Below are 26,975 nucleotides of genomic sequence, written 5' to 3' on the forward strand. Positions count from 1 at the left end.
ATTATGAATTACTTTACCTTTTTAAGTGAATTCTTTAGTTTACCTAGGCATGATTTTGCAATACAGATGATAAAATGAAGAGATAGTTAGCGCTAAACCTAGAGGAGAAAAACGATGGAAAACACAACTAAAAAGCTATCATTACTCGCAATTACTTGGCCAATCTTAATTGAATCGTTACTACATGTGTTACTCCGAACCACCGATACCTTCATGCTTAGCAAAGTCTCTGACGATGCAGTAGCTGCTGTTGGGGTCGCAAACCAATTAGTTATGTTTATGTTCTTCCTATTTAACTTTGGTGCAATTGGTGCTACCGTTGTTATTTCACAGTATCTTGGAGCAAAAAAATACCAAGATATCAATAAAATCTCAGCGAATGTTCTTTCGTTCAACTTTTTATTTGGGATCTTTATTAGTTTACTAGTTGTATTATTTAGTAGTACTTACTTGCGCGCATTTAATTTAAACCACGAACTTTATACAATGGGTATGAATTATTTGTTAATTGTTGGTGCAGGACTTTTTTTACAATCATTAATGCTTACTCTTTCAGCAATCATCCAAGCCCATGGTTTTACAAAACAGACGATGTACGTTTCAATCGGAATGAATGTTGTTAATATCATTGGGAATTACTTATTAATTTTTGGAGCCTTAGGATTTCCTGCGATGGGAGTAACTGGCGCAGCAATTGCAACTGTGTTTAGCCAACTAATCGGTGTGTTAGCATCATTTTATTTCTTGTACAAAAAAGTAAATATAAGGTTAGCATGGATTGACATTATCAAGTGGAAATACCATCGATTAAAGGAAATCTTAAACATTGGAATCCCTGCTGCTGTTGGTAATATTTCTTATTCTGGTAGTCAGCTTGTCACAACAGGGTTTATTACGGCACTTGGTCCTGAGATGTTAACAACAAGAATCTACACACTTAATATCCTCTTTTTCATTATGATTCTGTCTATTTCTTTAGGTAGAGGTGCTCAGATTATTGTTGGTCATTTAGTTGGTGCTGGAGAGCTTGAAAAAGCGTATAAAGAGGGAATGAAGAGTTTAAAGCTTAGTATTATTTTATGCCTTGCGGTAGCGGTTATCGTGGTCGGATTCAAAGAGTCATTACTCGAACTATTTACAGGAAATGAACTAATCATTTACACAGGATCAATTCTTCTCATCATGGGACTTCTATTAGAGCCCGGTAGATGTTTAAACATCGTGATTGGCCAATCCTTAATGGCAGCTGGTGATTCTAGATATGTTATGTTGATTTCGATTATTATCATTTGGGCATTAAGCATTCCATTATACTATATTCTCGGTCTAAAGCTTGGATTTGGGTTGATTGGGATTTGGATAGCATTTATTGCCGATGAATGGATTAGAGGACTATTTTTACTCCAAAGATGGCGAAGTAGGGTATGGGAAAAGAAGCGGATTATTAAAAATAATAGTGAATTAGAAGTCGTATAAAAACCGAGCTACTGCTCGGTTTTTTTTGAATCTCTTTCTTTTAAATACTTTTCATAAGCTTCTTCAACTACATCTTTTTTAGGTATGCTCACTGATAAGCTTTTATGTATGTCAGCTAGCAAATACAATCCTCTAAAAATACAGCCAGCAACGATAGCAAACGCAATCAATCCACCAACAAAGGGTCCAGCAATGAAAAGTAATAACACTCCCAAGATTCCACTAGCTAAAATTGAATAAAATAGACTCATAACCTACCCCACTTTTCTAAATTCAACTATTATTTCACTTTATAACTTTTAAAAATTCTTCTTTAAGAGGTTTTATAATTATAGATAAGTTTCTTATTATTTTCAGTAATTTTGAAAAATCGTTATATAAAGAAACATTTTGTCTTTCGATAGGTACTTAATGAAAAGGGAGTGACAAACTGTATAAAAATTTGACGAACAAAAATTGAATAAGCTACTATTAGATGAGTATGTTTAAAGGAGACTTTTATGAAGAAAAAGGTTGAAGTATTTATTTTATCTGGGTTTCTGGGGAGTGGAAAAACCACCCTTTTAACAAACCTTTTAACTCAAGAAAAAGAACTTGATCGTAAAGTAGCAGTTGTTATGAATGAACTAGGTAGTGTGTCTATTGATTCAGGTGCAATTAAAGAAGATACACCATTAAAAGAACTTTTAAATGGATGCGTATGCTGTACAATTCAGGGGCAATTAGAAGTACATTTACAAGGCTTGTTACATGAGAATGAGCTAGATTCAATTTATATCGAAACAACTGGTGTCGCACATCCCATTGAGGTACTGGATGCATGTTTATCGCCATTATTTGCTGATCAATTGAACGTTCAATCCATTATTACCATGGTAGATGCGAATCGTTGGCAAGAAAGAGACAAAATTAGTATCCGATTACATAAGCTGCTACAGGAACAGATTAGACATGCTAATGTAATTTTAATTAATAAAGTTGATCAACTATCCGATTCACAGCAAGCTAAAACAGTGATGGAGATTCAGGGAATTAACGCTAAAGGTAGATGTTTACTTACACAATATGCAAATGTTAGCCTTGATGCATTAAGAATAGATCGGCCACAAAGATCTGAAACACGTGAAACAACACATGTTGAACATGATCTTCACGTGAAGTCATATGTTCACCAATTTAGTGTCCCAATTGATCTTGAGATATTTGAAGATTGGTTAAAGAATATGCCTGACACCATCTTTCGAATTAAAGGTTACTTAAGATTTACACATTCACAAAACATTTATTTATTTCAATATTCGTATGGAATGCCTATTTATATGAAAGAATTAATGGACTATCCGTTGAATGTAGTCTTTATTGGAGAAGATATTAGCCGTGAGTGGCTCAAAAATGAAATGAACCGACTTGAAGTATTATCTACTTTATAGTAGGCTTTTTTCTGAAAGCTAGTGAGAAAAATTACTTCAAGTATACTCCTAGATATTAAAAACACTTGAGCGCCAAGGCCTCAAGTGTTTAAATCATCTGAATCAACGATTGGTACATGTGGACCTACAATCATGATGATGATTAGTAAAAAGCTCATAAAGCTACCAAGAATTAAGAACCAATTCCTTTTCATCCTATTCCCCCTTATCTAGGATCAATTCTGCTTTTAGCAAATTGAGAAATTAATTGTGCGATTAGAACAATCGCCATAAAACATAAAGCGATCCCAATTATTAATCCGCTTTCATATATTCGTTCATCGCCCATACGAATGGCCTCATTATAACCTAGTGCCTGAAATAAACGATAAGCTGCCCCTTTATAATCAAGAAGATACTCAACAATCAATAAATTCGATAGAATGTATACCATGATAGATGAAAAATGACTAAAGATGGTACTAAGACAATTTTTCAAAATATGTCTAAATAATACCTTCCATGTACTAAATCCCTTTGATCTTGCAACTGTGATATACATTTTCCCCTCTTCCTCAGCCAAGGTTGCCGAAGTAATCCTTGCAACATACATCAAAGGGTATAATCCAACCAAAATGGAGGGAACGATAAAACTATACCAATGTTCGTGACCAAATAGAGGAATGACTGGTATGTAAAATAAAATAATCCATTGCAAAGAAATAATTAAGAAAAAGTCTGGAATTGATTGAAATAGCCATGTTGTTCCACTACCTATAATACCTTTTCGATTATGTTTATTTTGAAAATCATAAATTCCTTTTGTAATTCCTAAAAGTATAGCAAATAAAAACGAGGTGACGATTATTTTTAAACTTCTAGGCATGAACTTCGAGAGTTCTTGCTCAACTGGATTATTATACCTAGTCACACCTAAGCTTCCCTGTTCCATAATACTTGAAAAAAACAGTTTGATATTTTCATAGTATTGCGGAAAAGAAAATTAATAGTCTTGAACCATTTTAGAGCCTTGCGTGACCATTTGTAAATCTCTTGGGATAAGTATGATAGTTATAATACCCATGATAATTATCAGATTCAAACCAATCGTTCTTGAAAAACGATACCCAAAATTCATTGTATTCCCTCTTTTTTTACAAATATGTTACAGTTCTATATAATCTATATTACATTTGAACTTCCTAAATTTTCAAGTTTATTTAGGAATGAATTTACACTTTTTAAAAAAATTCCTTGTCCTTAGATCATAAACTAAGAATAAAACTTGTTCTAATGGTTAAGTTAAAACTGAGTAATTAACATTATAATTACTCAAAATATACGTCGGGAGTGATGTATCATGGCAAGAAACAAACTTTTGGTTCCTGGAGCAGCTAACGCGCTTGATCAGATGAAAGAGGAAATCGCCAATGAGTTTGGAGTTCAACTTGGTGCAGATACGACCGCTCGTGCTAACGGTTCTGTTGGCGGAGAGATGACGAAACGTCTGATTAAAATGGCAGAACAACAATTAGGGAATCAACAGTAGTTTTATCATTCTCTAAAGAGAAAGCTCTACCCCAGGGTAGAGCTTTCTTTTAATTACTTTGTTATTTAGAAAGAAATAAAAAAATCGCCTAGTCCCTATTGGCAATCAGCGATTTTTTCTTAAGGCTATTTTCGTAAACTGTGTTGCTTTTAAAACGTTATAGAAGCACTATGCAATAAGTGGAGTGGCATCTTTTCTTCCGAAACCTAGACTTTCTATTTTATAGAAACAACTATTTAGCCTCTATAATTAGCAACAACCTTTCAGAAAAAGAGCCTTTCTTAATTATCCCCTACTGTCTCATTATTTAGCTGCTGTAAGTATACTATGTGATTGCCGTTAGGCTCTTCGGCTAATTTTTTCCCCTTCGCTTCAATCATTGTTACTCCCCAAAAAATCATAAATACCACAAGAAAGCCGAACAAAATAACGATCATTAAATTTTTTGCAAACACCATTTTTATCACCCTACTATATAGACGTTAAACATTTTGAAATGTTACCTTCAATTATATTTATTCCATGCCCATTTCATGTGTATTTTTTATTAATGTTTCAAAATCTTTAACACCTCTGATAAGTTGGACATATATTAAAGCAAGCACATAACGAAAGGAGGTAACGTTATGCCACATTATATTTTGCTATTCTTAGCTTGTATTCTTTCAGGTTTTGCACTTCTCAAAGTAACATTAACCGGTACTTTAGCTGCATTAAATCCCCTTCTCGGATTAGTAGCAACACTTGTTATTATCATTTTTTCAATTGTCATCATAATAAAAGGATTTATTGCTCTGTTTAAGAAAAAATGGTAAAAAACCATAATAAAGATAATTCTTAATTAAAAAATAACACTAGGAATAATATGTAATCTACGTATTATTCCTAGTGTTATTTTTGTTAATGATAGCTAATGAGAAATTTGTCCGTTTCGCACCAACACTTGTCTACATATGCTAATCGTATGGTTATAAACTTTCTTACAGAAAGTAGGTGTAATACATTGAGCTTTTTGCTTGGTCCTATTCGAATAAATAATAATGAAGGAATTGTTGTCGCAGGAAATTCTTTTAATGTTTCTCCAACTTCAACGAGTAAAACGGTTGCAGGCTCAGGATCTTTTAATACAGGTATTTGGGTGAATACAAACAATGGACTTAGTACTTCTAATTCAAATGATCCAGATGGAACAGACTCTAATATTGTCGAAAGTTTTTGATAGAAATCTACCTTGAAAATAACTTAGTTAGCGGAGTTCCATGAGCTGCGATCCACCTGCTTTCCGCGGGGCGGCCCGTGAGCCTCCTCGTCGCTTTTTGAGCTCCTGCGGGGTCTCACGAGACCGCTAGATCCCGCAGGAGTCAGGTGGCTCTCCGCTCATTCCACACTAGGCGAATGCTCTTTTTAAACTAAAGATTTTATACTTTAAGTACGTAAACTACTCCCAAGTTTGATCTAATTTATTTGAATAAAAATCAATTGCCTTTTTATAGCTTAAGATGTTTTCGTCTGTTGTAGTATCAACTAAGCAATTTAGTAACAACTCCATTGCTTTACTATGCTCGTTTAGATTATATAAGGTCATTGCAAAGAATGTTTGAATGGCTCTATTGTTTGGGAATAATTCTATACCCTTTTTAAATGTACTTTTTGACTTTTCATATTCACCTAATGTTCTATATGTACTGCCTAATCCTAGTAAGGCACCTTCCAGTTCATTTGAAGGCAAACCTAATTTGATTGCATTTTCGTAAAATTGTACTGCTTTGGATTCTTCTCCTATTAGATCAAAACTCCAAGCACATTGATAGTTAATTGACGCATTTTTAGGATACTTCTTTACCATTTTTATAAGTAATTCATTAGATTCTTCATGATTTCCACTTTTTCTTAAATCAATAGCTTTATCTAATTCTCTATCCAACCTTTTCATCTCCAATGCTATTGCTATTTACCATATCAATTATTCGTTTGTAATTTATAGAGGGCTAATTTTTAGTAGCAGTCTTAACAGAGAAATTAATTGTTTAGCCAAAAACCAGAAACTCCTTAATCCGGTGATTACTATCTTTTCATAGTAGTTGTCCAGAGAAAATGTATGATACATAACAATTGAGTGTATAATTCATAGCAATCAATAAATAATAATCAATGAACTTTATCCCTCACTGATAGGAATGATAAAATTGTTTAATCAAAATATTGTTAAAGGCTTATTATATAGTACGATATTATCAACGGTTTTTAGCATAGTCGTTATTGCCATGACGGTTTATCATCACATGAGAGTGACAAATTTGCTGGAATCAATTAAGAACAGATAACCACTTTTAGTGGTTATTTCTTTTTACTTAATAATATTAAAATAACCCACCCTTCAAAGTCGGTATCTATACTATGAGACTATTTAAGTAAGCTACTCGATGTGTAACAAAGAGAGTTACTCCTCAACATCGTTACTCAATTAATTTAATATGAACTTCAAAAGAATCCTGTGTGAGAACCATGACCACCATGAGAAGGAGCAGCTGTTTTTAAGTTTTTCTTCACATAAGTGTCTCCATTATTAAGTACACAATAAAGCATACGATCGAACCAACCAGAAAAGGGCCAATTCGTAAGGATAATGTTTCATGCTTTGGCTTATAAGCACCTGCTTGGGACTCAAAGGCTGCTAACTGACCAGTTTTTGAAAACACATCTCCTGTAGAGCCAGTAATGAAAGCAAAGAACATGAAGAAAATAGATCCGAAAAACATCGTACTTAATAAGTCCGTATCGAAGAACAAAGATATACCTAAAAGCACTCCTAACTCTAATCCTAATACTAACAAAACTAACCAAATGTATCTTTTCATTTGGGAAACCCCTCCCGTTTCTATAGTCTGTAACTATATATACGAATAAGAGACTATAAAGTTTCAGAATATTGATTCTTCAATTGATACAATAAGGTTTATAATATTAAATATTTGATTCGTTAATCTTATCCTGTATGAATAAGATAGTCTTGAAGGGCTGAAGATATTGTCTCAGTTAAGTGCAACCCTTATGCTCCCGCTCCAAGGAGTGCCCTAGCGTTACATTTGTTTTAAATTACAAATATTCACTTAAGTACTTTAATGTTTAAATGGAAAAATAATGAGGTAAATATAAATTGAAGTTGAAAAAATTAGGAGTGTTAACGTGAAGCCTTATGTAAAGTTCGCAGGAATTATTATAACTTCAACAATTGTTATGTTTATTTTCAAGTATTGGAGTACATTTGAGTTAAATCATATATTCTTTAGTGAAACAAGGGCTTATATGGCATTGTTGATGGGTGCGTCCATGACTTTAATCATGCTTTTGTTTATGAAACATATGCTAAAAAACCGGAAAGCGAATATAGGGATTGTTATAGGAAGTGTTTTGGTTTTCTCCCTTTCAGTCTTTCTATTACGTAGCCAAACTTTCGTGGATGATACCGATTATATGAAAGCAATGATTCCCCACCATTCTATTGCCATATTGACCAGTGAACGCGCGGATATTAAAGACCCAAAAGTTCGGGAGCTTGCTGACGAGATCATAAAGACTCAGCGAGAAGAAATTCGTGAAATGAAGCAATTAATAAAGGACATTGAGAATAATTAATGAAATTCTCCAAAAATATTCTACTCTAAGTTCACAATCGTTTATGTTTTCTTGTAGCTTCCTTTAATCTCAGAAGCTATGAGAAAACTTTTTAATTTAGGATACATTAAAGATATTTTTAGGTATTTTCATTGTAGTTGGAGTTTATCTTTTTCTTTATTACTCTTTTTACATAATGTTTAGAATTTGAACCCAAACTGATACGCATAAACTTATTAAGAATGTAATTAGCCAATTTGTTTTTTTAGTCATCTTTAAAAGAACATTAAGTACCGAACCAATAAACATACAAATTAAAAAGGAAATTAATATCATCAAATACAATGCCACATCCCCCTGATCAAAACTTAATTTATTATATAGTAACACAATATTTTAAAATCCGTTGTTGTGGTTTCACACTTTTACCACGACAACTGTTGGCTTCTCCTAATGCTCTTACCGCTTGCTTATCCATAGTTGGGGAATAATTCAAATATATAGATCGGCTTTTTATTTTCATAAATAAACAACAATTAGTTTTACTGTTTATTTATAAGCCTAAGACAACTATTGCCTATACACATTCGCCCCTTTTTGCATAGTCTAGTATTATACAGAGGAAAGGGGTGGTACTGATGCCTAAGTATAGAAAAAAACCTATTATTGTTGAAGCTGTGAAGCTTAAAAGATCTATTACAATTGAAACCTCTAACGGTACAATGAAGGGGCTCCCAGGAGACTATTTAATCACAGATAAGAACGGAGAACAATACACTTGTGACAGAGATCAATTTGAGAACGACTATGAGCTTGTAAAAGGACATATTAATTTCAAAGAAATTATTCGGAACTCCTTTAGATTACTAAAAACTAAAATTCAAAAAACATAACTATTTATAATATGGAAGGCTAAAGCATTATGGACCTTTTCTCCATATTGCTTTTTGGCTTGTTTTTTACACCTTTTATTAATATTACCTATTGATCAATGTATCTTTTATACTTCCTTTCGCTTATAAACCAAATACCTATTCCAGATAAAATACCAAAAATAACTGCACTCAATAAATAATGAATGATCCCGCTTTTTATAACATGGTATGTGTATAAAAATGTATTCGATATTAAACTAAACACAAAGCAAATACTTCCACCTAATAGTACTCCATACAATAGTGTAAATTTCCATTTACCCATTTTTCTCGTTTTGCTCCATTTAATCATCTGTTTTTCTTTATTAAAGATAAATACCACCTCGTTATGGAAAAAAATTTTCATACTTGTTTCGAATTATAAAAACCTGTTCGATTATTCTCTCCGGTAGCACTCCACTAAGTCTTATTTCACCACAAAAATGAAAGCCGTTGTATGTTAAGAAGACCTCTTCAAAAACTATACATGTATTTTAACATAAAGTTCCTATTACTCTTTATATGTTGATTCAACTATTAAAAACATAAACGTTCACATATAAGGTAAAAAGAAGAGACCAAATCATGATCGATTTGGTCTGATAATTATTACTATTTCTATATTTTATTTACTGAAACGTAGGTATTCTCTGATAAAGAAGAAATGGCTTTTCTTTAATTAGAAACATACATTTGTTCTACTTGTTTTTGAAGCTCATCATTTTCAAGGTATTCATCATATGTCATTTGCTTATCTACAAGTCCATTTGGTGTGATTTCAACAATTCGGTTGGCAATTGTTTGTACAAACTGATGGTCATGTGATGTGAATAACATCGAACCTTTAAATGCGATTAATCCATTATTTAAAGCAGTAATTGATTCAAGGTCTAAATGGTTCGTTGGATCGTCAAGTAATAATACATTAGATCCACTTAACATCATTTTAGATAACATACAACGCACTTTCTCTCCCCCAGAAAGAACACTGGCTTTTTTCATAACATCTTCACCAGAGAATAACATTCTTCCTAAGAAACCTCGTAAAAAGCTTTCACTTTGGTCATTTGGAGAAAACTGACGAAGCCAATCAACTAGTGTTACGTCACTTTTCTCAAAGTATCTTGAGTTATCTCTAGGGAAGTAAGCTTGTGAAGTAGTTACACCCCATTTAAATGAACCACTATCTGCTTCCATTTCACCCACTAAGATTTTGAATAAGGTTGTAATAGCAATCTCATTTTTACCAACTAAGGCAATTTTATCACCTTTGTTTACAATAAAACTAATATTATCCAGTACCTTAACTCCATCAATTGTTTTAGAAATCCCATCAACTCTTAGTAAATCATTACCGATTTCACGTTCAGGAGTAAATCCAACAAAAGGATATTTACGTGAAGATGGTCTAATATCATCAAGAGTGATTTTGTCTAACAATTTCTTACGAGAAGTTGCTTGCTTTGATTTAGATGCATTCGCACTAAACCTAGCAATGAAGTTTTGCAACTCCTTAATCTTCTCTTCTTTTTTCTTATTAGCTTCTTGACCTAATTTTGTTGCAAGTTGGCTAGACTCATACCAGAAGTCATAGTTACCAACATAAATTTGAATTTTCGCATAATCTAAATCAGCCATGTGTGTACATACTTTATTTAAGAAATGACGATCATGGGAAACAACGATAACAGTGTTCTCAAAATTAATTAAAAATTCTTCTAACCATTGAATAGCTTTTAAGTCTAAATGGTTTGTTGGCTCATCAAGTAAAAGAATATCTGGCTTACCAAATAAAGCTTGAGCTAAAAGAACCTTTACTTTATCTCCACCAGTTAAATCAGCCATTTTCTTCGTATGTTGGTCTTCTGAAATCCCAAGACCTTTAAGTAATATTGCAGCTTCTGATTCAGCTTCCCAACCATTCAATTCTGCGAACTCACCTTCGAGCTCTGCAGCTCTCATTCCATCTTCATCAGAAAAATCAGCCTTCATATAAATAGCATCTTTCTCTTGCTTCACTTCATAAAGTCTCGCATGCCCCATGATAACTACATTAAGAACTTCATGCTCTTCATATTCAAAGTGGTTCTGTTTAAGGACCGCTAATCTTTCACCTGGTGTAATATGAACATCACCTGTTTGAGCATCAATTTCACCAGATAAGATTTTAAGAAACGTTGATTTTCCCGCTCCATTGGCACCAATTAGGCCATAACAATTTCCAGGGGTGAATTTTATATTAACATCTTCAAATAGCTTCCGATCACCATATCGCAAGCCGACATTTGTAACAGTAATCATATATTGTAAATCCTCCATTCAAGAGTTATTTCATGCACCCTTGATACATTTAGTATTAAAATTCTTCTTAGGATACCAATGTTTAATTATATAGCACGAATACTTTCTTGTCTACTTAAGCATGATGAAGTTTTATATTGACGCATATTTTGAGAAGTATGATTCATACTAATAACGATGTTCAAATGAACATCACCGTTTCTTAGTTATCCAATCCAAATATGAGGTGATAAAGAATGAGTTACCGTAATCATTTAGATGACCACTCAAGAAAATTTCACCATAATTGGACACGTCCTAAACGTGCAAGTTCTCAAGTGAACGGTCATACTGAGTTATCTCAGTCAACGATCATTACACTAAGTAATGCGAAAGCACATAGGTATTCATAGCGATAACACAGAAACGTAAAGAAGGCACAGTGATGTGTCTTCTTTTTTCATTAATGCTCATAGATCATCTTTTTTGTCATTCCACCATCTATAACTAGATCAGTTCCTGTTATAAAATTATTTTGTTCACCAGTTAAATAAAGACAAGCTCTTGCAATATCCTCCACTGTTCCTACTCGTCCTGCAGGATGTTGTGTATGATCAATCTCACGTAATCCTTCATAATCATTTACTTCAATCCACCCTGGACTAATCGAATTAACAGTAATTTTGTCATCTCCCAAAGTAATTGCTAAGGAATGAGTCAAAGCAACAATTCCACCTTTTGAAGCAGAATAGCTTTCAGTATTTGCTTCGGACATATAAGCTCTTGTTGAAGCAATATTGATAATAGCGCCACCTAATTTATTTTTACGCATATATCTGGATGCCTCTTGAGAACATAAGAAGACACTTCTAAGGTTGGTATTTATCACCTCATCCCATTCTTTTAAAGTCACATCATAAAAAGATTTGAAGTTAGAAGTTCCTGCATTGTTGATTAAAATATTTATTTCTCCAAAATTATGTATTGTTTTTTCAACTAAACGTTTAATATCATTTTGTTCTTTAACATCAGTTTTCACAAACAATGCTGTACCTGATGTGTGATCGTTTATAATTGATGCTATATTTTCACCCCGTGTACTGTCAATATCAGCGATGACAACAGTAGCACCATTATTAGCATATGCCTTTGCAATTGCGGCACCTATCCCATGTCCAGCCCCAGTAACCACTACCACTTTATTAGAAAATGACATTCCTCTTAGCTCCCTTCGAATTAATTATAAATAGTATAACATAGGGGGATATCTTGATTCTTTTTATATGTCTACCCTGAAAATACCTAGGTTGGCGAGTTCCATTCCCTTACTAATGCCCAAAGTCTAAGAAAGGGAGTGAACGGAGTTGTTTGATTCCATTTCTCATGCCCAAAGCGCAACAAAGGGAATGAAAAGAGTTGTTTGATTCCCTTTCTCATGCCCAAAGCCCAACAAAGGGAATGAAAAGCGTTGTTTCATCCCCTTTCTCATGACCAAAGCCCAACAAAGGGAATGAAAAGAGTTGTTTGATTCCCTTTCTCATGCCCAGAGCCTATGAAAGGGAATGAATGATATTCGAGACCGAAAGATCAGTAGTTGTCTAGTTGCTCTCCCCTCCACACTGAGTGAACAAAACATTTTCAATCTCCATAGTGCGAATATTAAATTTGCATGGGTGTCTACCCTGAAAATAACTTTTTGTTGTGGAGTTCCATGAGCTGCGATCCACTTGCTTTCCGCGGGGTGGTCCGTGAGCCTCCTCGTCGCCAGGGGCGGGCTTCTGCGGGGTCTCACGAGACCACTGGATCCCGCAGGAGTCAAGTGGCTCTCCGCTCATTCCACACTGAGGAGGAAACACTTTTTCATACCCCATGGTGCTAATTTTAATTAGCATGGGTGTCTACCCTGAAAATAACTTTGGTTGTGGAGTTCCATGAGCTGCGATCCACCTGCTTTCCGCGGGGCGGTCCGTGAGCCTCCTCGTCACTTGTTGGGCTCCTGCGGGGTCTCACGAGACCGCTAGATCTCACAGGAGTCAGGTGGCTCTCCGCTCATTCCACACTGAGGAGGAAACATTTTTTCATACACCATGGTGCGAAATACTTATTTAGCATGGAAGAGAATAAATAAGTGAGTACTTTGCACCTAAATAATCTCTTATAATACCAGGTGTAAGAAGGCCTAAAGGAGGGATTACCTAAAAAGTGTATATAAAAAAACAGGGAAGATTGTAAAATCGCCCTGCTTTTGCCAGTCATTAATTTTATACTGTTGAAAAAAGTATGGTTATCTTTATTTTGCAAAAGTATGATTTCCGATTACTACAGTAACTTCTCTAGATAAAATCCATTTGTTAGTGATTTTAGCTGGATTGTAGAAGAATAATGATCCTTTACCTTGACCTCTAAAAGCGATTGCTTCTTCTACTGCTTTTTTAGCACTAGCATCTGCTGCTTGGTTGATTGCGCCGTTCCCTACCGGTGAGAACGCATAGCCACCATTTGATGTACGTTCATAGATAACACCTTTAATCGTATTTGGGAATAAAGAGCTGTCCACACGGTTAAGAACCACTGTCGCAACTGCAACTTTACCAGCATATGACTCACCCTTAGCTTCTGCATGAACAATTCGTGCCATTAAGTCCTTGTCTGCAGCACTAATTGCTTGGGGAATCGCTAACTTTTGCCCTGGATATATTGTGTTACTAGTTTGCTTGTTTACTTGTTTCAAGGTATTAACTGATACACTGTTCGAAGTAGCAATTTTCCATAATGTATCTCCTGATTTAACTGTATAAGTTGTTGATGATGCTTCAGTAGTTGCATTATTGAAAGCGAATAATGATAATGCAAGAGTCGAAGTAATCACTAGTTTTTTAAATAGTTTCATGTTGGCCTCCTAGTATTCTTTTTCTCTACTAGAAGGTAACAGCTGTAATATTTTAAAACACCATCTAAAAAATGGAAAACGCAATTGAACCTTAGGTATTAAACTATTAATTTATCAATTTGAAAAATTATCCAGATGAAATTATTCACTACATTTTTCAACTGTTGGATAAATTAACCTAGATTATTTCAATATGTTTCATTGATTTTACACTTGTTACCATGAATAAAATTTTGTTAGAGAAGTTTCAACCGCTACGTTCCACTTGCTGGCACCGTTACCTCAAGCGTAATTGTAAGACTCACTCGCGGCTGTCTGATTACCTTTCAATTGCCAAATGTCTAGGTAAGTGTATCAAAGTTAATGGTGGTGTCTAATTCCCTTACTCAAAGGCCACCAATAACACTGAATATTTAATAGCCTCTCCTAGGGATAAAGTGGTGTGGACTTCCATTCTCTACCATAAATCTGCTTATCGAGGGCGGGAGCCTATACAAACTCTTTGTAGGATCTCCCGAGACCGTTAGATCCCGCTCTTCACTCATTTCACACTTTAAAAATTAAAAAACCCTCTGCAGAAGACAGAGGATTGATGTTAACTTCTTGGTTCGTCTAAATATTGATAGATAACTTCTCCGCCGTGTTGGGCGATTCCTCGAAATTGTTTAAAATCTTCCCTTTCAACAAGAACTTTTCGAAAAGAAAGAAAGTGTTCTTTTGTAACTCTGTATTCATTTAATTCCCTATCTCTTAGTTTATTGAAGATTTCTGTGATAAATTGAGTCTCCAAACAACCACCCCACTAATTGCTTCTGGTTAAATCATTTCAGAAACATTATTATTTCAATCAATATTATAAACTTTACTTTTCATTACAATCAAGGCTAATACCCATTTATATAGTGATTCTACACAATTGACTATACCAGGCATATGATATCGAGGAATATGTCATATAGGCATATACTTAATTTAGGGTTATGAAAGGACGATAAGTGTGACTAATTACAATGAAATGTATTCAAATCCATATGTATGTGGTAATTCAAATGAAGAGGAACTAGAACAAAGAAATCATATGCAAATGCCGGGAACTATGCCTCATCAACATCAATTACCATATGGCCCCTATGTGACAGGACCATTTGAACCAGAAACAACACCAAACTATGGTTCACTACCAACTACCGACAGCATTGGAATGCCAGGTGTACCTTCAACACCATATAATGGTTATTCGCCTGCAACTGAGCCCTATACTAACACAGGTGTTGAAGGTTATTACCAAGGAATTCCTGGAACTGGATTTACTCCAAGTACTGGGTATGCACCAGGTGCTGGTTTCACTCCAAGTACTGGGTATACACCAGGAGCTGGATTTGCCCCAGGAACTGGATTTGCACCAGGAACTGGATTTTCTCCGGGAACTGGATTTGCTCCTGGAACTGGATTTGCTCCAGGTGCTGGTTATGCCCCTGGAACTGGATTTGCCCCTGGAACTGGATTTGCTCCTGGTGCTGGATTTGCCCCAGGAACTGGATTTGCTCCTGGAACTGGATTTGCTCCTGGAACTGGATTTGCTCCTGGAACTGGATTCGCTCCTGGAACCGGATTTGCTCCTGGAACCGGATTTGCTCCTGGAACTGGATTCGCTCCTGGAACTGGATTCGCTCCTGGAACTGGATTCGCTCCTGGAACTGGCTTTACACCAGGTGCAGGGTTTGGCCCAGGAATGGGATATTAAAGAAGAACGTTTTTGAAGTCAATATACTAATTACAAAAAAGGAAGGGAAACCTTCCTTTTTTGTTATGTTTATAAATAACTATAGTGTTTTTAACTATAGTTTTAGCTTAGATTGTTTGTTCGCCCACATCAAGACATCAATGAACTATTTTGTCTTACACTTATAATTAGCTTAAGATTTTATTAGAAGATTCTTCGCTTTACCCGTGTTTCTTATTCTTTAGCAGTTGTTTCATGTTTAACTGTCTTCTGAATGTACATCCTAACGTTGTAGGTTTTTGACCTAACAAAAAAATTGTTGAAAGCGAAGTGTTAGACATGGCTGAAACGACAAATAAAGATACCCTTCCAGTAATGGAGGCAATTCAAGAACGTCACAGTATTCGTGAATTCCAGCAGAACGATATTCCAAAAGAAACGTTAGAAGAAATCATTAGGCTTGCAGGACTGGCACCAAGTGCTTGGAATTTACAGCCATGGCGCTTTTCCGTTGTAACTGACTCGACTCTAAGAGAACGTCTCCAAGAAGCTGCATATGGACAAAAACAGGTAACATCTGCTCCTGCAGTCATTATTGTATATAGTGATATGGAAGATGTTTTATCTTCATTAATGGAAATCGTACATCCTGGGTTAAGTGATGACCGAAAACAAGAAGAAGTAGCCAACCTATCATCACAGTTTAACTCAATGACTGAGGATGACCGTGGAAACTGGGGATTGACTCAAACAAATATTGGGCTTGGATTTCTTTTATTAGCAGTCCAAGGACTGGGATATTCATCGGTTCCTATGTTAGGATTTGATCAACAAAAGGTCCGAGAAATTTTGAATTTGCCAGAGCACATTAAGTTTGCTGCGATGGTACCAATAGGGCGTGCAGCAAATGATGGATATCCACATCACCGACATAAAGTAGAACGTATAGCTCAGTTCCACTAAAGAGATTTTATATACATCACATCCCATAAAATAAGAACGCTGCGGCAACCCGCCTATCGGCGACAGGCATAAGACGAGCAATTGGCTTATGATCCGAAGCCGATGGCGCTTAGAGCTACGACCAAAAAAAGGGTAAAATTTTTTTATATTCTCTATTCAAAAAAACTGACTCATCCTCAGATTGAGTCAGTTTTCTCCTATCTAGCTTTCTTTTATTTTTTCTATAAAATGATTCAATACCCTTGCAGTCAAACCCCAAATTACTTTGTCTTGATAATAATAGAAATGCTCTTTCATAGACCTTAATTGCCATTGATAATTCTCACCACCAATAATTGACTCATAAGGAAAGTCATCCTCTGGTTCAATTCTCAAATTGATTTTATAAGTTTCTGGTGGATTACTTATAAAAAATGACAAAGGTACGGTGAAGATTTCTTCTACCTCAGACTGATTAGGTCTTAGATCATTTACATTTGTAATCACACCAATAAACGGATAAATTATCATTCCAAAAGGGGAAACAATATAATCCAATGGCATCACATTTTTTATTTGATTTTGATTAATCCCTAATTCTTCCGTCGTTTCACGAATAGCCGTGAATTTTTCAGACTTATCTGACTGGTCGATTCTCCCACCTGGAAAACAAATCTCACCAGGCTGCCTTCTTAAAGATTTAGATCTTACTTCAAATAAAACATGTATCTCCTTTTCTGTTTCAACAAGGGGTAAAAGAATAGAATATTGGGAGAATTGACTGCTACCTAAAATAACGGGCTTGTTGTTTTGAAATTTCGATACAACATCTTCAATTTTCACTCACTCACCTCTTATATCCCTTCACCATGGTTTTTCTTTTATTATATGTTTTATTATTGCAACTCATCAATGTTTTCACAGGGCTAATTCCGTACTTTATTGCTAATAAGGGTTTTAGGGAAATCGCAATGAACCAAGTGGTGAGGCATGTTATCTTCCACAAATCTAACCCAATTTTCTCATTTAATACTTGTTTAAATTTTAGTTTAATAAGCAACAATCTTTCAGAAAAGAACCTTTCACATTAACTATTTTTGGGTGTTTGAATCCAATTCTCTAAATCCTTAAATTGATTCTCAGCATCTTTGTACCCCTGGTTATACAGTTCCAAAAGTTTTGTTGGATTTCGTTCGATTCTTCCAACATTCAATTGAGAAGATGGACTGATCACGAAAACCTTTCCCTCCTCTTCTTGTTTGGAAATATAATTTAATGTTTGATTATATACTTTATCTCTTTCAGAGATTGTTTGTATTAATTGTGGATAATCGGGATAGCTTTTCTTCAAATACCATGTAAATTTTGATTTCTTTTTTTGATAATCACGATTTCTTGTAAGAATAACAACATTTCTTTGATTACCATCGCTTTCCGATTTATCTAATGGAATTGGATTTCCAATTCCACCATCAAGTAATTTTCTTCCTTTAAAATGAACAATAGGAGCGATTATTGGCAATGAACTGGATGCCCTTAAAACAGGTAAAATGTTTTCACCATATTCTTCTTTGCCAAAATATACAGGTTTTCCTGTCTCGCAGTCTGTTGTACCGATTATAAATTGTTCTGTGTTTTTATAGAATGTTTCATAATCATACGGAACATGTTTATTAGGAATTTCGTCAAATAAATAATCCATACCAAAGATTTCTCTCTTTTTTATAAAGTTTCTAAAAGAGATATATTCCTTATGTGCCGCAAATTCAATATTCACTTTCTTATTACGCCCTTTTTGCCTAGATAAATAGGATGCAGCCATACAAGCACCAGCGGAAACACCAATAACATAAGGAAAGAACAGTTCTTTTTCAAGTAAATATTCTAAAACACCAGCAGTATATAGTCCCCTCATTCCGCCACCTTCTAACACAAGGCCTGTATTTTCCATAACGCAATCTCTCCTTTCAAAAATCATATCTTAAAAAAATAAATTCAAGTTTCTGTAAACGGATGGATTTTTAACATTAATAATATTTTAAAATATACTTGTAAAATTAAATTTTTGCAAAAAAATAACATTTTCTATTAATCTTTTAAAAAAAGTCTTTACGCAGAAGTCAATTTAAGGCAAAATGAAAAAAATGGTTATTTTTCTATAAAGGAGTGATTGGTATGAAAATTGCTGAAATTGGAAATATCATTGAATTTAAAGACGGCCTAAAAGGGATTGTTGAAAAGGTAAACGAAAATTCAGTGATAGTTGACCTAACTTATATGGATAATTATCGTGATCTAGACTTAGAGAGAAGAACCGTAGTAAATCATAAGAATTATACAATTTTAGAGTTATAATTAATTACGCCGAACATGAAAGCGCATCCTAATTTCATAAAATTCAAAAAAGAGAATTGCGATTGCAATTCTCTTTTTTATTTCATTCTAGCGATTGTCAATTTTCTCTGGGTACAAATCATGATTCATCATGCGATATTCTGCCATCTTTTCAAACTTTGTACCTGGTCGACCATAATTTGTATAAGGGTCAATAGAAATTCCACCTCTTGGTGTGAATTTTCCCCATACCTCGATATAACGCGGGTCCATTAGTTTGATTAAATCCTTCATAATGATGTTTACACAATCCTCATGAAAATCACCGTGATTTCTAAAACTAAATAGATACAATTTTAGTGATTTACTTTCGACCATTTTAATTTCTGGAATATAGCTAATATAAATAGTAGCGAAATCAGGTTGTCCAGTTTTTGGACAAAGACTTGAAAATTCCGGGCAATTAAATTTTACGAAATAATCTCTGTCAGGGTGTTTATTATCAAAACTTTCTAAAATATCAGGGGAATATTCAAATAAGTACTTTGTTCCTTGGTTTCCTAATAGCGTAACATCTGTTAATTCCTCATCTTTTCTTCCTGTCATTGCATCTCAATCCTTTCATATTCTGTATATATATTAATCATTAATTACGAAAAATAAAAAAACTATATCCAAGGATATAGTTTCCTTAGTTTTTTATAGAGGGTATTCGCTAGAACCTCTCCCGAAAATCGGAGTTACTATTTTTATTATTTTACTATACCATTATCCATTTCCATCTACCAGTTCTTTTTCAAGAAAAATTATTATGCTCCTATTGTTTTTTTCTTTCTAAATCTCGGTTCAATGCTTACTAATAATTTTGACTTAGAAAAGGAATAGATAACTAACGCTGACCAAATAAACATAAATGTGATCAGATGTGTTTGTGTAAATGTCTCATTATATAAAAATACACCAATCATCAAGCTGATTGTAGGTGCTATATATTGAAGAATGCCGATCATTGACAAAGGTATTCTTCTAGCACCTTGAGCAAACCAAAGTAAAGGAAGCGCAGTTGCTATTCCAGCCCCAATCAGTAAAAGCTGCTGGGAGAGGCTCGTGTGTGTAAAAGTATCAACACCCTTCACGTACTGAGAGGTGAGATAGTAGATGGCAATGGGAGTTATAAACATTGTTTCTAATGTAAGCCCAATTAATGAATCCAGGTTGGTTAGCTTTTTCGCCAATCCATATAAACCAAAGCTACAAGCTAATGCAATTGCTACCCATGGAAAACTACCAAACTGCAATGTTAATATAAGTACACCTATTCCAGCTAAGGTGAATGAAATAGTTTGCCAAAAGGTTAATCTTTCTTTTAATACAATTACACCTAATAGTACACTTACAAGGGGATTAATGTAATACCCCAAGCTTGTTTCAATTATATGGTCTGTATTCACGGCCCATATAAAAATAAACCAGTTGGTTGTAACTAACAATGAAGAGACAACTACGCCAAATAAAATCTTTCGGTTCTTAAATAACTTTATAAACTCTTGTTTCAATTGTTTTCCTTTTCTGACTATAAAAATAATACACAAAACAAAGATAAAAGACCAGAAAATTCGATGTGCAAGGATCTCTAAAGCTGAAATGGTATCTAGGTTTTTCCAATAAAGTGGCAAAACACCCCAAAGTAGGTATGCTATAAATGCATAAAACACCCCTATATTATATTCACTATGTTGATCTTTCATTTACCCCATTCCCCACTTAAATAAATTCACTGTTTAAATATATTTCGATTATTGAAATATAGAATATGTTAATTATAGTTTTATTACTTTAATTACACAACGAGAACTTCTTCTTTTATGATTTATTGAAAAGGGTTTTATTCGGACAACATAGATGTTAAAGTAATGTATAAGTTTCTTCATTTGACAGGTTTGGTGAGTATGGTAAAAAAACTGCTGCGTCGCACAAAGTTTTTAACAATAAAATTACTTCGAATCAAAGATAATGCACATAGTGTGTCACTAGGATTTACAATTGGCTTTTTAATTAATTTTGTTCCGTCCTTCGGCTTGGGTCCTTTAATCTCAACAACAGTAGCAAAGCTCTTAAGAGGAAATGCAATTGCGGGTCTTATTGGAGGAGTTCTTTTTATTTGGATTTTTCCTTTCTTGTTTTATTTAAATATAGTTGTTGGTGATTTTTGTATTCCTATTGAAATAAATGAGCTTGAAGGTGATGAATTAGAAGATGCAGAAGAAGTAATTGATGCAGGATTAAGCATTGGAAAAGCTTTTTTTGTGGGCATGATAATAAATATGGTGGTTTTCGGTATTTCGTTATATTACATTACATTTTATATCGTAAAAAAGCATCGAATGAAGCTTTTAAGACTAGTACACAAGAGTTGGAAAATACAAGAATAACACACAAGTAGAGAGGCAGTATAAGGCAGCCTCTCTACTTGACTATCAAAAGCCTAATTCTTTAAGTTCTTCATCTGTAAAAACTCGAGATCTCGTTAAAAAACGTTGTCCTTCCGGTCCTTCAAGTGAAAACATGCCCCCTCTACCATTAACTACATCAATGATTAATTGGGTATGTTTCCAATAGTGATATTGGTCCTTGGAGATAAAAAACTCACAACCAGCAATTTCACCAAGTAAGACATCGTTAGCTCCAATTCTTAGTTCTCCCTTAGGATAACACATAGGAGAACTCCCATCACAGCACCCACCGGATTGATGGAACATGACCTCTCCATGCTTTTCTTTTAGTTTATTAATTAGCTGAATTGTCGCATTGGTCGCAATCACTCGCTCTATCATTGATATCCTTAAAAGAAACCAAGAGCGTCTTCACTATAGCTAACCAGTAAGTTTTTCGTTTGCTGATAGTGATTTAACATCATATGGTGATTTTCACGGCCAATTCCTGACTTTTTATATCCTCCAAATGCAGCATGTGCAGGATAGGCATGGTAGCAATTTGTCCAAACACGCCCAGCTTCAATTCCTCTACCGAATCTGTATGCTGTATTCATGTCACGACTCCACACTCCTGCTCCGAGACCATAAAGAGTATCATTAGCAATACTCATCGCCTCCTCTGCATCTTTGAAGGTAGTTACTGAAACAACCGGGCCGAAGATCTCTTCTTGGAAAATTCTCATCTCATTTGTTCCTTGAAATACTGTTGGTTTTACATAATATCCGTTTTTAAGGTTTCCGTCTAAAATATTTCTTTCACCACCAGCAAGTACCTTTGCTCCCTCTTCTTTACCAATTGATAAATAAGATAAAATCTTTTCCAGTTGTTCATTTGAAGCTTGAGCACCTATCATTGTGGAAGGATCTAATGGATTGCCTTGTTTAATTTGTGCTACCCTTGCCAGTGCTTTATCCATAAAAGAATCGTAAATAGATTCATGGATAAGGGCTCTTGAAGGACAAGTACAAACCTCCCCTTGATTTAAAGCAAACATAACAAAGCCTTCAATCGCTTTATTTAAAAACGCGTCATCTTTATTCATCACATCTGGAAAGAAAATATTCGGAGATTTCCCCCCTAGCTCTAAAGTAACAGGGATAATATTCTCAGAAGCATATTGCATAATTAACCGTCCTGTTGTAGTTTCTCCAGTAAACGCAACCTTGGCAATTCGACTACTTGATGCTAATGGTTTTCCTGCTTCAACTCCAAAGCCATTAACAACGTTTAGTACTCCCTTTGGTAATAAGTCCTTTATTAAATCAATCCAAACAAGAATGGATACAGGTGTTTGTTCAGCTGGTTTCAGCACAACACAATTACCAGCAGCTAGTGCAGGTGCAAGCTTCCACGTTGCCATTAATAATGGGAAATTCCATGGAATGATTTGCCCGACGACTCCCAGCGGTTCATGGAAATGGTACGCAACTGTATCATTATCAATTTGACTAAGTGACCCTTCTTGCGCTCTGATTGCACCAGCGAAATAACGAAAGTGATCAATTGCTAATGGTAAATCCGCATTTAGCGTTTCTCTTACAGGTTTTCCATTCTCCCAAGTTTCAGCAACAGCTAGCATCTCTAAGTTTTCTTCCATACGATCTGCGATTTTGTTTAAAATGTTTGCTCTCGTCGCAACCGATGTACTACCCCAACTTGTTTTCGCGGCATGGGCTGCATCTAGGGCCAGTTCAATATCCTCAGCAGTTCCACGAGCTACCTCACAAAACACTTCACCAGTGACAGGTGTAACATTCTCAAAGTATTCTCCTCGAACAGGAGCAACCCATTCCCCATTAATATAATTGTCATATCTCTTTTTAAATGAAACAAGTGAGCCGTCTGTATTTGGATTTTTAAAAACCATATAAATTCCTCCCCATATATATAAATAGATTACAAGATTTTATGTAAACGCTTTCTAGTTGATCAAAAAAAATACTTCGATAAATAGAGTAGATTACGTTAGGTTTACACTCTACCTACCTTGCAAAATCATTATATGTTACACGATCTCTATTAATACTAAAAAATTCACAAAAATTTCATAGACTCGTCAAAAAGATCTACGGCGCCACCTTCCTTAACATGCATCAGACGAGCTCTGACTGGATTGAATTCTGTCAATCCATCTCTGAAGGTAACGGTTTTCAGCTTCTGAAGCGACTGTGTTATGGCCCGAACCTTTGGCGCCTAGAGCTAGACAAAAAAAAGAACTGTATTTAACAGTTCTTTACCTTTGACGACAAGATTTTCTTTCAACAATTTTATGTGGTATGATAATCCGTTTTGCGGGTTCATCTGGGTTTTCAATTCGTTGAATTAAATTCTTACCGGCTTCATAACCCAATCTAAATATATTGATATCCACAGATGTTAACGGTGGAGAAGAAATTTCAGATAATAGAACATTATTAAAGCTAATAATAGAAACGTCATCTGGAACTCTTAGACCTAATTGATTTAGTATATTTATTATACTAAAAGCCATTACATCATCAGCTACCACCAATGCCGTAGGTGGATTAACTGATGAATATAATCTTTCAATTGCTTCTTGCTCACCATCACTCAAATATTCCCCATACATTTGATATTCCTTGTGAAAAGTTAACCCGATTTCTTCAAGAGCATCTCGATAACCCTGTAATCGATCATCGGTTACGACAAAATTAGGATCCCCTCCCACAAATGCTATTTTTTCATGCCCCTTCTTAATTAAGCTTTCTGTTGCATCCTTAGAAGCCGAATAATTATCATTGTCTACATAGGTAATTTGTTGTTCATATTTGTAAGGTTTGCCAACAACGATAAAAGGAAACATTTTTTGTTTTAGATAATTTTGCACGGGATCATCAATTCGTGAATATAAAAGAACGATTCCATCCACCAGCCTACCTTCAACCATTTGGATTACGGCTTCAAAAATTTCCTCTTCCATTTGTCCTGTTGACATATGAATACTGTATTTCTTCTCATGTGCTCCTCGGTTAATTCCTCTAATGATTTCTGGGAAAAATGGGTTCTGGAATACTTTATCCGTTGCACTAGACATTACAAGACCAATCGCTCTTGTTGACTGGTTTGCTAGACTTCTCGCAATAATATTTGGGTGATAACCAAGATCCTTCATCGCTTGGCGTACACGAATTTTTGTCTTTTCACTTATTCTTGGGTTATTTGCAATTACGCGAGAAACCGTTGATGGAGCAACGTTTGCGAGCCTTGCTACATCCTTTATTGTCACCGCCATTTATAAACACTCCTTAGTGCAGCGATATTTAACTTATATTTTACTATATAATCGTAGGAAATCCCTTACATTTTTTATTTATTAAGTCATATTTTGTAATATTAGAAGGAAAACGATTTCGTAAATCGTTATTATTATAATAGCCCACACTATTTATTACAACCTTTTTTAAGTCTGAGATGTGGTATGAAATACTAGTTTTTAGACGATTCTACTCTTTTTCCTATTGACTTACATTCTGATATTTACTACGCTTACAATAATAAATTCAATGCAAACGTTTGCTGTAAGGAGGAAAATATATGTTAAAAGAAGCAATTTACCATCGTCCCAAAAATAATTTTGCCTATGCTTATGATGAAGAAACACTTCATATTCGGTTACAAACAAAAAAAGAGGATCTTGATTTAGTTGAACTTGTATATGGTGATCCTTATGATTGGAATCAGGATTTGGGTGGTTGGCAAGTAACTTTTAAAGAGATGATTAAAACTGGCTCAGATGAGTTATATGATTATTGGTTTGTTGAAGTGTCCCCAGAATTCAGAAGACTAAGGTATGGTTTTAAACTCTCAAAAAATGACTATATTCAATATTACACTGAAAAAGGGTACTTTGATGAACTTCAGACTGATGATGTTGCTTATTATTTCTGTTTCCCATTTTTAAATAAAGCTGACGTATTCAACGCTCCAAATTGGGTGAAGGACACAGTGTGGTATCAAATATTCCCGGAACGTTTCGCTAATGGTGACCCTTCTATCGATCCCCCAAACTCATTACCTTGGGGAAGTACAGAGCCTACTCCAACTAACTTTTTTGGAGGTGATTTTGAAGGAGTTATTCAAAATCTAGATTACTTAGTTAACCTCGGAATTACTGGGATCTATTTCACACCGATTTTTAAAGCAACCTCGAATCATAAGTATGACACAATTGATTACATGGAAATTGATCCTCAATTTGGTGATAAGGAAACATTTAAGAGACTTGTCGACTTATGTCATCAAAAGGGGATTAAAGTAATGCTTGATGCAGTATTTAACCATAGTGGATATTATTCACCCTTTTTCCAAGATGTTGTTACTAACGGTGAAAAGTCTAAATACAAAGATTGGTTCCATATTCGAAGCTTACCAGTAGAAACAGATCCAGTCCCTAATTATGACACGTTTGCCTTCACATACATGATGCCGAAGCTCAACACTGAAAATCCTGATGTGAAAAATTACCTCTTGGATGTTGGTCGTTATTGGATTGAGGAATTCAACATTGATGGTTGGCGGTTAGATGTAGCAAATGAAGTTGATCATCAGTTTTGGAGAGAATTCAGGATTGCCATTAAAACTCTAAAACCAGAAGCCTATATTTTAGGAGAAATCTGGCACGATTCTATGCCTTGGCTACAGGGTGATCAATTTGACGCAGTTATGAATTATCCTTTTACTACGGCTGTATTAAATTTCTTTGCAAAAAGCACCATAAATGTGACTGAATTTACAAACAGCTTATCCAATGTACTTCATTCATACCCTAACAATGTAAATGAAGTTGCTTTTAATCTTTTAGATAGTCATGATACACCGCGAATTCTTACAATCGCTGATAAAAATAAAGAGAAAGTAAAGCTTTTATATTTATTTCAGATGTCCTTTATTGGTACACCATGTATTTATTATGGAGACGAGATTGGGATGACAGGCGAACAGGACCCAGGATGTCGTAAGTGTATGGAATGGGATATAGAAAAGCAGGATCTTGACCTTTTCGCACATGTACAAAAGCTATTAACATTAAGAAAAAAATATCCAGAGTTTGGTAATGGTGGAGATTTCACGCTCATTAAAGCTGAAGATTCAACAAACTTCTTAATTTATGCGAAGACATCAAACGAGAGAACGATCTATTTTGTCATAAATAACTCTGAAGAAACAATAACAACTGACCATTCATTTGCGAAATCTCCTTCAAATTTAACAAATCTGTGGACAGAAAAGTCCCTTGGTGAACTACCAACAGAAGTATCCTTATCTCCTTATAGCTTTCTGATATACCTTGAGGAAAGATAATTGCAAATTATAAACCGAATGTGGC

The 26,975-nt window shown here is 34.8% G+C and carries 31 protein-coding genes and 1 riboswitch; of the genes, 13 read left to right on the top strand and 18 right to left on the bottom strand.

Features of this window, described 5'->3' with window-relative positions; all coding sequences use genetic code 11:
* Window positions 1–114: 114 nt before the first annotated feature.
* Window positions 115–1,476, top strand: a complete 1,362-nt coding sequence (locus tag BK579_RS18025) for an MATE family efflux transporter (protein ID WP_078547844.1) — start codon at window positions 115–117, stop codon at window positions 1,474–1,476.
* Between the two features lie 8 nt (window positions 1,477–1,484).
* Here the strand turns inward: BK579_RS18025 and BK579_RS18030 are convergent, their stop codons facing one another.
* Window positions 1,485–1,727 (bottom strand): hypothetical protein, encoded by a 243-nt coding sequence (locus BK579_RS18030; protein ID WP_078547846.1) that lies wholly within the window; start codon window positions 1,725–1,727, stop codon window positions 1,485–1,487.
* A gap of 249 nt (window positions 1,728–1,976) precedes the next feature.
* On the opposite strand from BK579_RS18030, the gene BK579_RS18035 reads away from it, so the two are divergent.
* Entirely contained in the window at window positions 1,977–2,906 is a 930-nt protein-coding gene (locus BK579_RS18035) for a CobW family GTP-binding protein (protein WP_078547848.1), read from the top strand.
* 205 nt (window positions 2,907–3,111) lie between these two features.
* Here BK579_RS18035 and BK579_RS18040 read toward each other — a convergent pair whose 3' ends face one another.
* A complete protein-coding gene (locus BK579_RS18040) occupies window positions 3,112–3,816 on the bottom strand; it encodes an ABC transporter permease subunit (protein ID WP_169891177.1) in 705 nt (234 codons plus the stop codon).
* Between the two features lie 72 nt (window positions 3,817–3,888).
* On the bottom strand, window positions 3,889–4,023 hold the full coding sequence (locus tag BK579_RS26775; protein ID WP_268876507.1) for a hypothetical protein: 135 nt from the start codon (window positions 4,021–4,023) through the stop codon (window positions 3,889–3,891).
* Window positions 4,024–4,245: 222 nt separating this feature from the next.
* Here BK579_RS26775 and BK579_RS18045 point away from each other — a divergent pair, with 222 nt between their 5' ends.
* Entirely contained in the window at window positions 4,246–4,434 is a 189-nt protein-coding gene (locus tag BK579_RS18045; protein ID WP_078547853.1) for an alpha/beta-type small acid-soluble spore protein, read from the top strand.
* A 281-nt stretch (window positions 4,435–4,715) separates the two neighbouring features.
* On the opposite strand, the gene BK579_RS25735 is transcribed toward BK579_RS18045, so the two are convergent.
* Window positions 4,716–4,892 (bottom strand): hypothetical protein, encoded by a 177-nt coding sequence (locus tag BK579_RS25735; RefSeq protein ID WP_169891178.1) that lies wholly within the window; start codon window positions 4,890–4,892, stop codon window positions 4,716–4,718.
* A gap of 168 nt (window positions 4,893–5,060) precedes the next feature.
* Here BK579_RS25735 and BK579_RS18050 point away from each other — a divergent pair, with 168 nt between their 5' ends.
* Complete coding sequence (locus tag BK579_RS18050) at window positions 5,061–5,249, top strand: hypothetical protein (RefSeq protein WP_078547855.1); 189 nt, start codon at window positions 5,061–5,063, stop codon at window positions 5,247–5,249.
* 188 nt (window positions 5,250–5,437) lie between these two features.
* Window positions 5,438–5,653 carry a spore germination protein gene (locus BK579_RS18055; protein ID WP_139365118.1) on the top strand — a complete coding sequence of 72 codons (216 nt, stop codon included), beginning with the start codon at window positions 5,438–5,440 and terminating at the stop codon, window positions 5,651–5,653.
* A 219-nt stretch (window positions 5,654–5,872) separates the two neighbouring features.
* Here BK579_RS18055 and BK579_RS18060 read toward each other — a convergent pair whose 3' ends face one another.
* Together BK579_RS18060 and BK579_RS18065 are read right to left on the bottom strand one after the other, a co-directional pair.
* Window positions 5,873–6,367: a tetratricopeptide repeat protein gene (locus BK579_RS18060; protein WP_407936254.1), complete on the bottom strand. Its 495-nt coding sequence runs from the start codon at window positions 6,365–6,367 to the stop codon at window positions 5,873–5,875.
* Between the two features lie 613 nt (window positions 6,368–6,980).
* The gene (locus BK579_RS18065; RefSeq protein WP_078547860.1) at window positions 6,981–7,292 is read right to left on the bottom strand and encodes a hypothetical protein; all 312 of its coding nucleotides are present in this window, start codon (window positions 7,290–7,292) and stop codon (window positions 6,981–6,983) included.
* Between the two features lie 328 nt (window positions 7,293–7,620).
* On the opposite strand from BK579_RS18065, the gene BK579_RS18070 reads away from it, so the two are divergent.
* Entirely contained in the window at window positions 7,621–8,070 is a 450-nt protein-coding gene (locus BK579_RS18070) for a DUF305 domain-containing protein (protein ID WP_204524733.1), read from the top strand.
* A gap of 617 nt (window positions 8,071–8,687) precedes the next feature.
* The gene (locus BK579_RS18075) at window positions 8,688–8,942 is read left to right on the top strand and encodes a hypothetical protein (RefSeq protein ID WP_078547863.1); all 255 of its coding nucleotides are present in this window, start codon (window positions 8,688–8,690) and stop codon (window positions 8,940–8,942) included.
* A gap of 88 nt (window positions 8,943–9,030) precedes the next feature.
* Here BK579_RS18075 and BK579_RS18080 read toward each other — a convergent pair whose 3' ends face one another.
* Both BK579_RS18080 and BK579_RS18085 read right to left on the bottom strand, forming a co-directional pair.
* Complete coding sequence (locus BK579_RS18080; RefSeq protein ID WP_204524734.1) at window positions 9,031–9,330, bottom strand: hypothetical protein; 300 nt, start codon at window positions 9,328–9,330, stop codon at window positions 9,031–9,033.
* A 308-nt stretch (window positions 9,331–9,638) separates the two neighbouring features.
* Window positions 9,639–11,264, bottom strand: a complete 1,626-nt coding sequence (locus tag BK579_RS18085; RefSeq protein WP_078547868.1) for an ABC-F family ATP-binding cassette domain-containing protein — start codon at window positions 11,262–11,264, stop codon at window positions 9,639–9,641.
* Between the two features lie 236 nt (window positions 11,265–11,500).
* Here BK579_RS18085 and BK579_RS18090 point away from each other — a divergent pair, with 236 nt between their 5' ends.
* Window positions 11,501–11,656: a YpzG family protein gene (locus tag BK579_RS18090; protein WP_078547870.1), complete on the top strand. Its 156-nt coding sequence runs from the start codon at window positions 11,501–11,503 to the stop codon at window positions 11,654–11,656.
* A 50-nt stretch (window positions 11,657–11,706) separates the two neighbouring features.
* Here the strand turns inward: BK579_RS18090 and BK579_RS18095 are convergent, their stop codons facing one another.
* The 3 genes from BK579_RS18095 to BK579_RS18110 form a co-directional block, all read right to left on the bottom strand.
* Complete coding sequence (locus BK579_RS18095; RefSeq protein ID WP_078547872.1) at window positions 11,707–12,459, bottom strand: glucose 1-dehydrogenase; 753 nt, start codon at window positions 12,457–12,459, stop codon at window positions 11,707–11,709.
* A gap of 1,074 nt (window positions 12,460–13,533) precedes the next feature.
* A complete protein-coding gene (locus BK579_RS18105; RefSeq protein ID WP_078547876.1) occupies window positions 13,534–14,133 on the bottom strand; it encodes a cell wall hydrolase in 600 nt (199 codons plus the stop codon).
* Window positions 14,134–14,728: 595 nt separating this feature from the next.
* On the bottom strand, window positions 14,729–14,923 hold the full coding sequence (locus BK579_RS18110; protein ID WP_078547877.1) for a hypothetical protein: 195 nt from the start codon (window positions 14,921–14,923) through the stop codon (window positions 14,729–14,731).
* Between the two features lie 207 nt (window positions 14,924–15,130).
* On the opposite strand from BK579_RS18110, the gene BK579_RS26130 reads away from it, so the two are divergent.
* Window positions 15,131–15,877, top strand: coding sequence for a hypothetical protein (locus BK579_RS26130; RefSeq protein ID WP_078547879.1), 747 nt, complete (start codon window positions 15,131–15,133; stop codon window positions 15,875–15,877).
* A 318-nt stretch (window positions 15,878–16,195) separates the two neighbouring features.
* Window positions 16,196–16,819 (top strand): nitroreductase family protein, encoded by a 624-nt coding sequence (locus BK579_RS18120; RefSeq protein ID WP_078547881.1) that lies wholly within the window; start codon window positions 16,196–16,198, stop codon window positions 16,817–16,819.
* 201 nt (window positions 16,820–17,020) lie between these two features.
* Here BK579_RS18120 and BK579_RS18125 read toward each other — a convergent pair whose 3' ends face one another.
* Both BK579_RS18125 and BK579_RS18130 read right to left on the bottom strand, forming a co-directional pair.
* Window positions 17,021–17,641 (bottom strand): NUDIX hydrolase, encoded by a 621-nt coding sequence (locus BK579_RS18125; RefSeq protein WP_078547882.1) that lies wholly within the window; start codon window positions 17,639–17,641, stop codon window positions 17,021–17,023.
* Between the two features lie 244 nt (window positions 17,642–17,885).
* Window positions 17,886–18,776 carry a patatin-like phospholipase family protein gene (locus BK579_RS18130; protein ID WP_078547884.1) on the bottom strand — a complete coding sequence of 297 codons (891 nt, stop codon included), beginning with the start codon at window positions 18,774–18,776 and terminating at the stop codon, window positions 17,886–17,888.
* Between the two features lie 197 nt (window positions 18,777–18,973).
* Between BK579_RS18130 and BK579_RS18135 the strand changes: the two genes are divergently transcribed.
* The gene (locus BK579_RS18135) at window positions 18,974–19,153 is read left to right on the top strand and encodes a YkvS family protein (RefSeq protein ID WP_078547885.1); all 180 of its coding nucleotides are present in this window, start codon (window positions 18,974–18,976) and stop codon (window positions 19,151–19,153) included.
* Between the two features lie 87 nt (window positions 19,154–19,240).
* On the opposite strand, the gene queF is transcribed toward BK579_RS18135, so the two are convergent.
* Window positions 19,241–19,738, bottom strand: coding sequence for a preQ(1) synthase (gene queF / locus BK579_RS18140; protein WP_078547887.1), 498 nt, complete (start codon window positions 19,736–19,738; stop codon window positions 19,241–19,243).
* Between the two features lie 79 nt (window positions 19,739–19,817).
* Window positions 19,818–19,863: riboswitch (PreQ1 riboswitch) on the bottom strand.
* 78 nt (window positions 19,864–19,941) lie between these two features.
* Entirely contained in the window at window positions 19,942–20,880 is a 939-nt protein-coding gene (rarD, locus tag BK579_RS18145) for an EamA family transporter RarD (protein WP_078547889.1), read from the bottom strand.
* A 165-nt stretch (window positions 20,881–21,045) separates the two neighbouring features.
* Between rarD and BK579_RS18150 the strand changes: the two genes are divergently transcribed.
* Window positions 21,046–21,564 carry a DUF2062 domain-containing protein gene (locus tag BK579_RS18150; protein ID WP_078547890.1) on the top strand — a complete coding sequence of 173 codons (519 nt, stop codon included), beginning with the start codon at window positions 21,046–21,048 and terminating at the stop codon, window positions 21,562–21,564.
* 45 nt (window positions 21,565–21,609) lie between these two features.
* Here BK579_RS18150 and BK579_RS18155 read toward each other — a convergent pair whose 3' ends face one another.
* The 3 genes from BK579_RS18155 to BK579_RS18165 all read right to left on the bottom strand — a co-directional run bounded on the left by BK579_RS18155 (window position 21,610) and on the right by BK579_RS18165 (window position 24,881).
* Window positions 21,610–21,966 carry a DUF779 domain-containing protein gene (locus BK579_RS18155; RefSeq protein WP_078547892.1) on the bottom strand — a complete coding sequence of 119 codons (357 nt, stop codon included), beginning with the start codon at window positions 21,964–21,966 and terminating at the stop codon, window positions 21,610–21,612.
* Window positions 21,967–21,974: 8 nt separating this feature from the next.
* Window positions 21,975–23,495, bottom strand: a complete 1,521-nt coding sequence (adh, locus tag BK579_RS18160; protein ID WP_078547893.1) for an aldehyde dehydrogenase — start codon at window positions 23,493–23,495, stop codon at window positions 21,975–21,977.
* A 366-nt stretch (window positions 23,496–23,861) separates the two neighbouring features.
* Window positions 23,862–24,881: a LacI family DNA-binding transcriptional regulator gene (locus tag BK579_RS18165; protein ID WP_078547895.1), complete on the bottom strand. Its 1,020-nt coding sequence runs from the start codon at window positions 24,879–24,881 to the stop codon at window positions 23,862–23,864.
* A 302-nt stretch (window positions 24,882–25,183) separates the two neighbouring features.
* Between BK579_RS18165 and BK579_RS18170 the strand changes: the two genes are divergently transcribed.
* On the top strand, window positions 25,184–26,950 hold the full coding sequence (locus BK579_RS18170; protein ID WP_078547896.1) for a glycoside hydrolase family 13 protein: 1,767 nt from the start codon (window positions 25,184–25,186) through the stop codon (window positions 26,948–26,950).
* The last annotated feature ends 25 nt before the right edge of the window (window positions 26,951–26,975 follow it).

It is taken from the genome of Litchfieldia alkalitelluris (assembly GCF_002019645.1).
GTDB lineage: Bacteria > Bacillota > Bacilli > Bacillales > Bacillaceae_L > Litchfieldia > Litchfieldia alkalitelluris.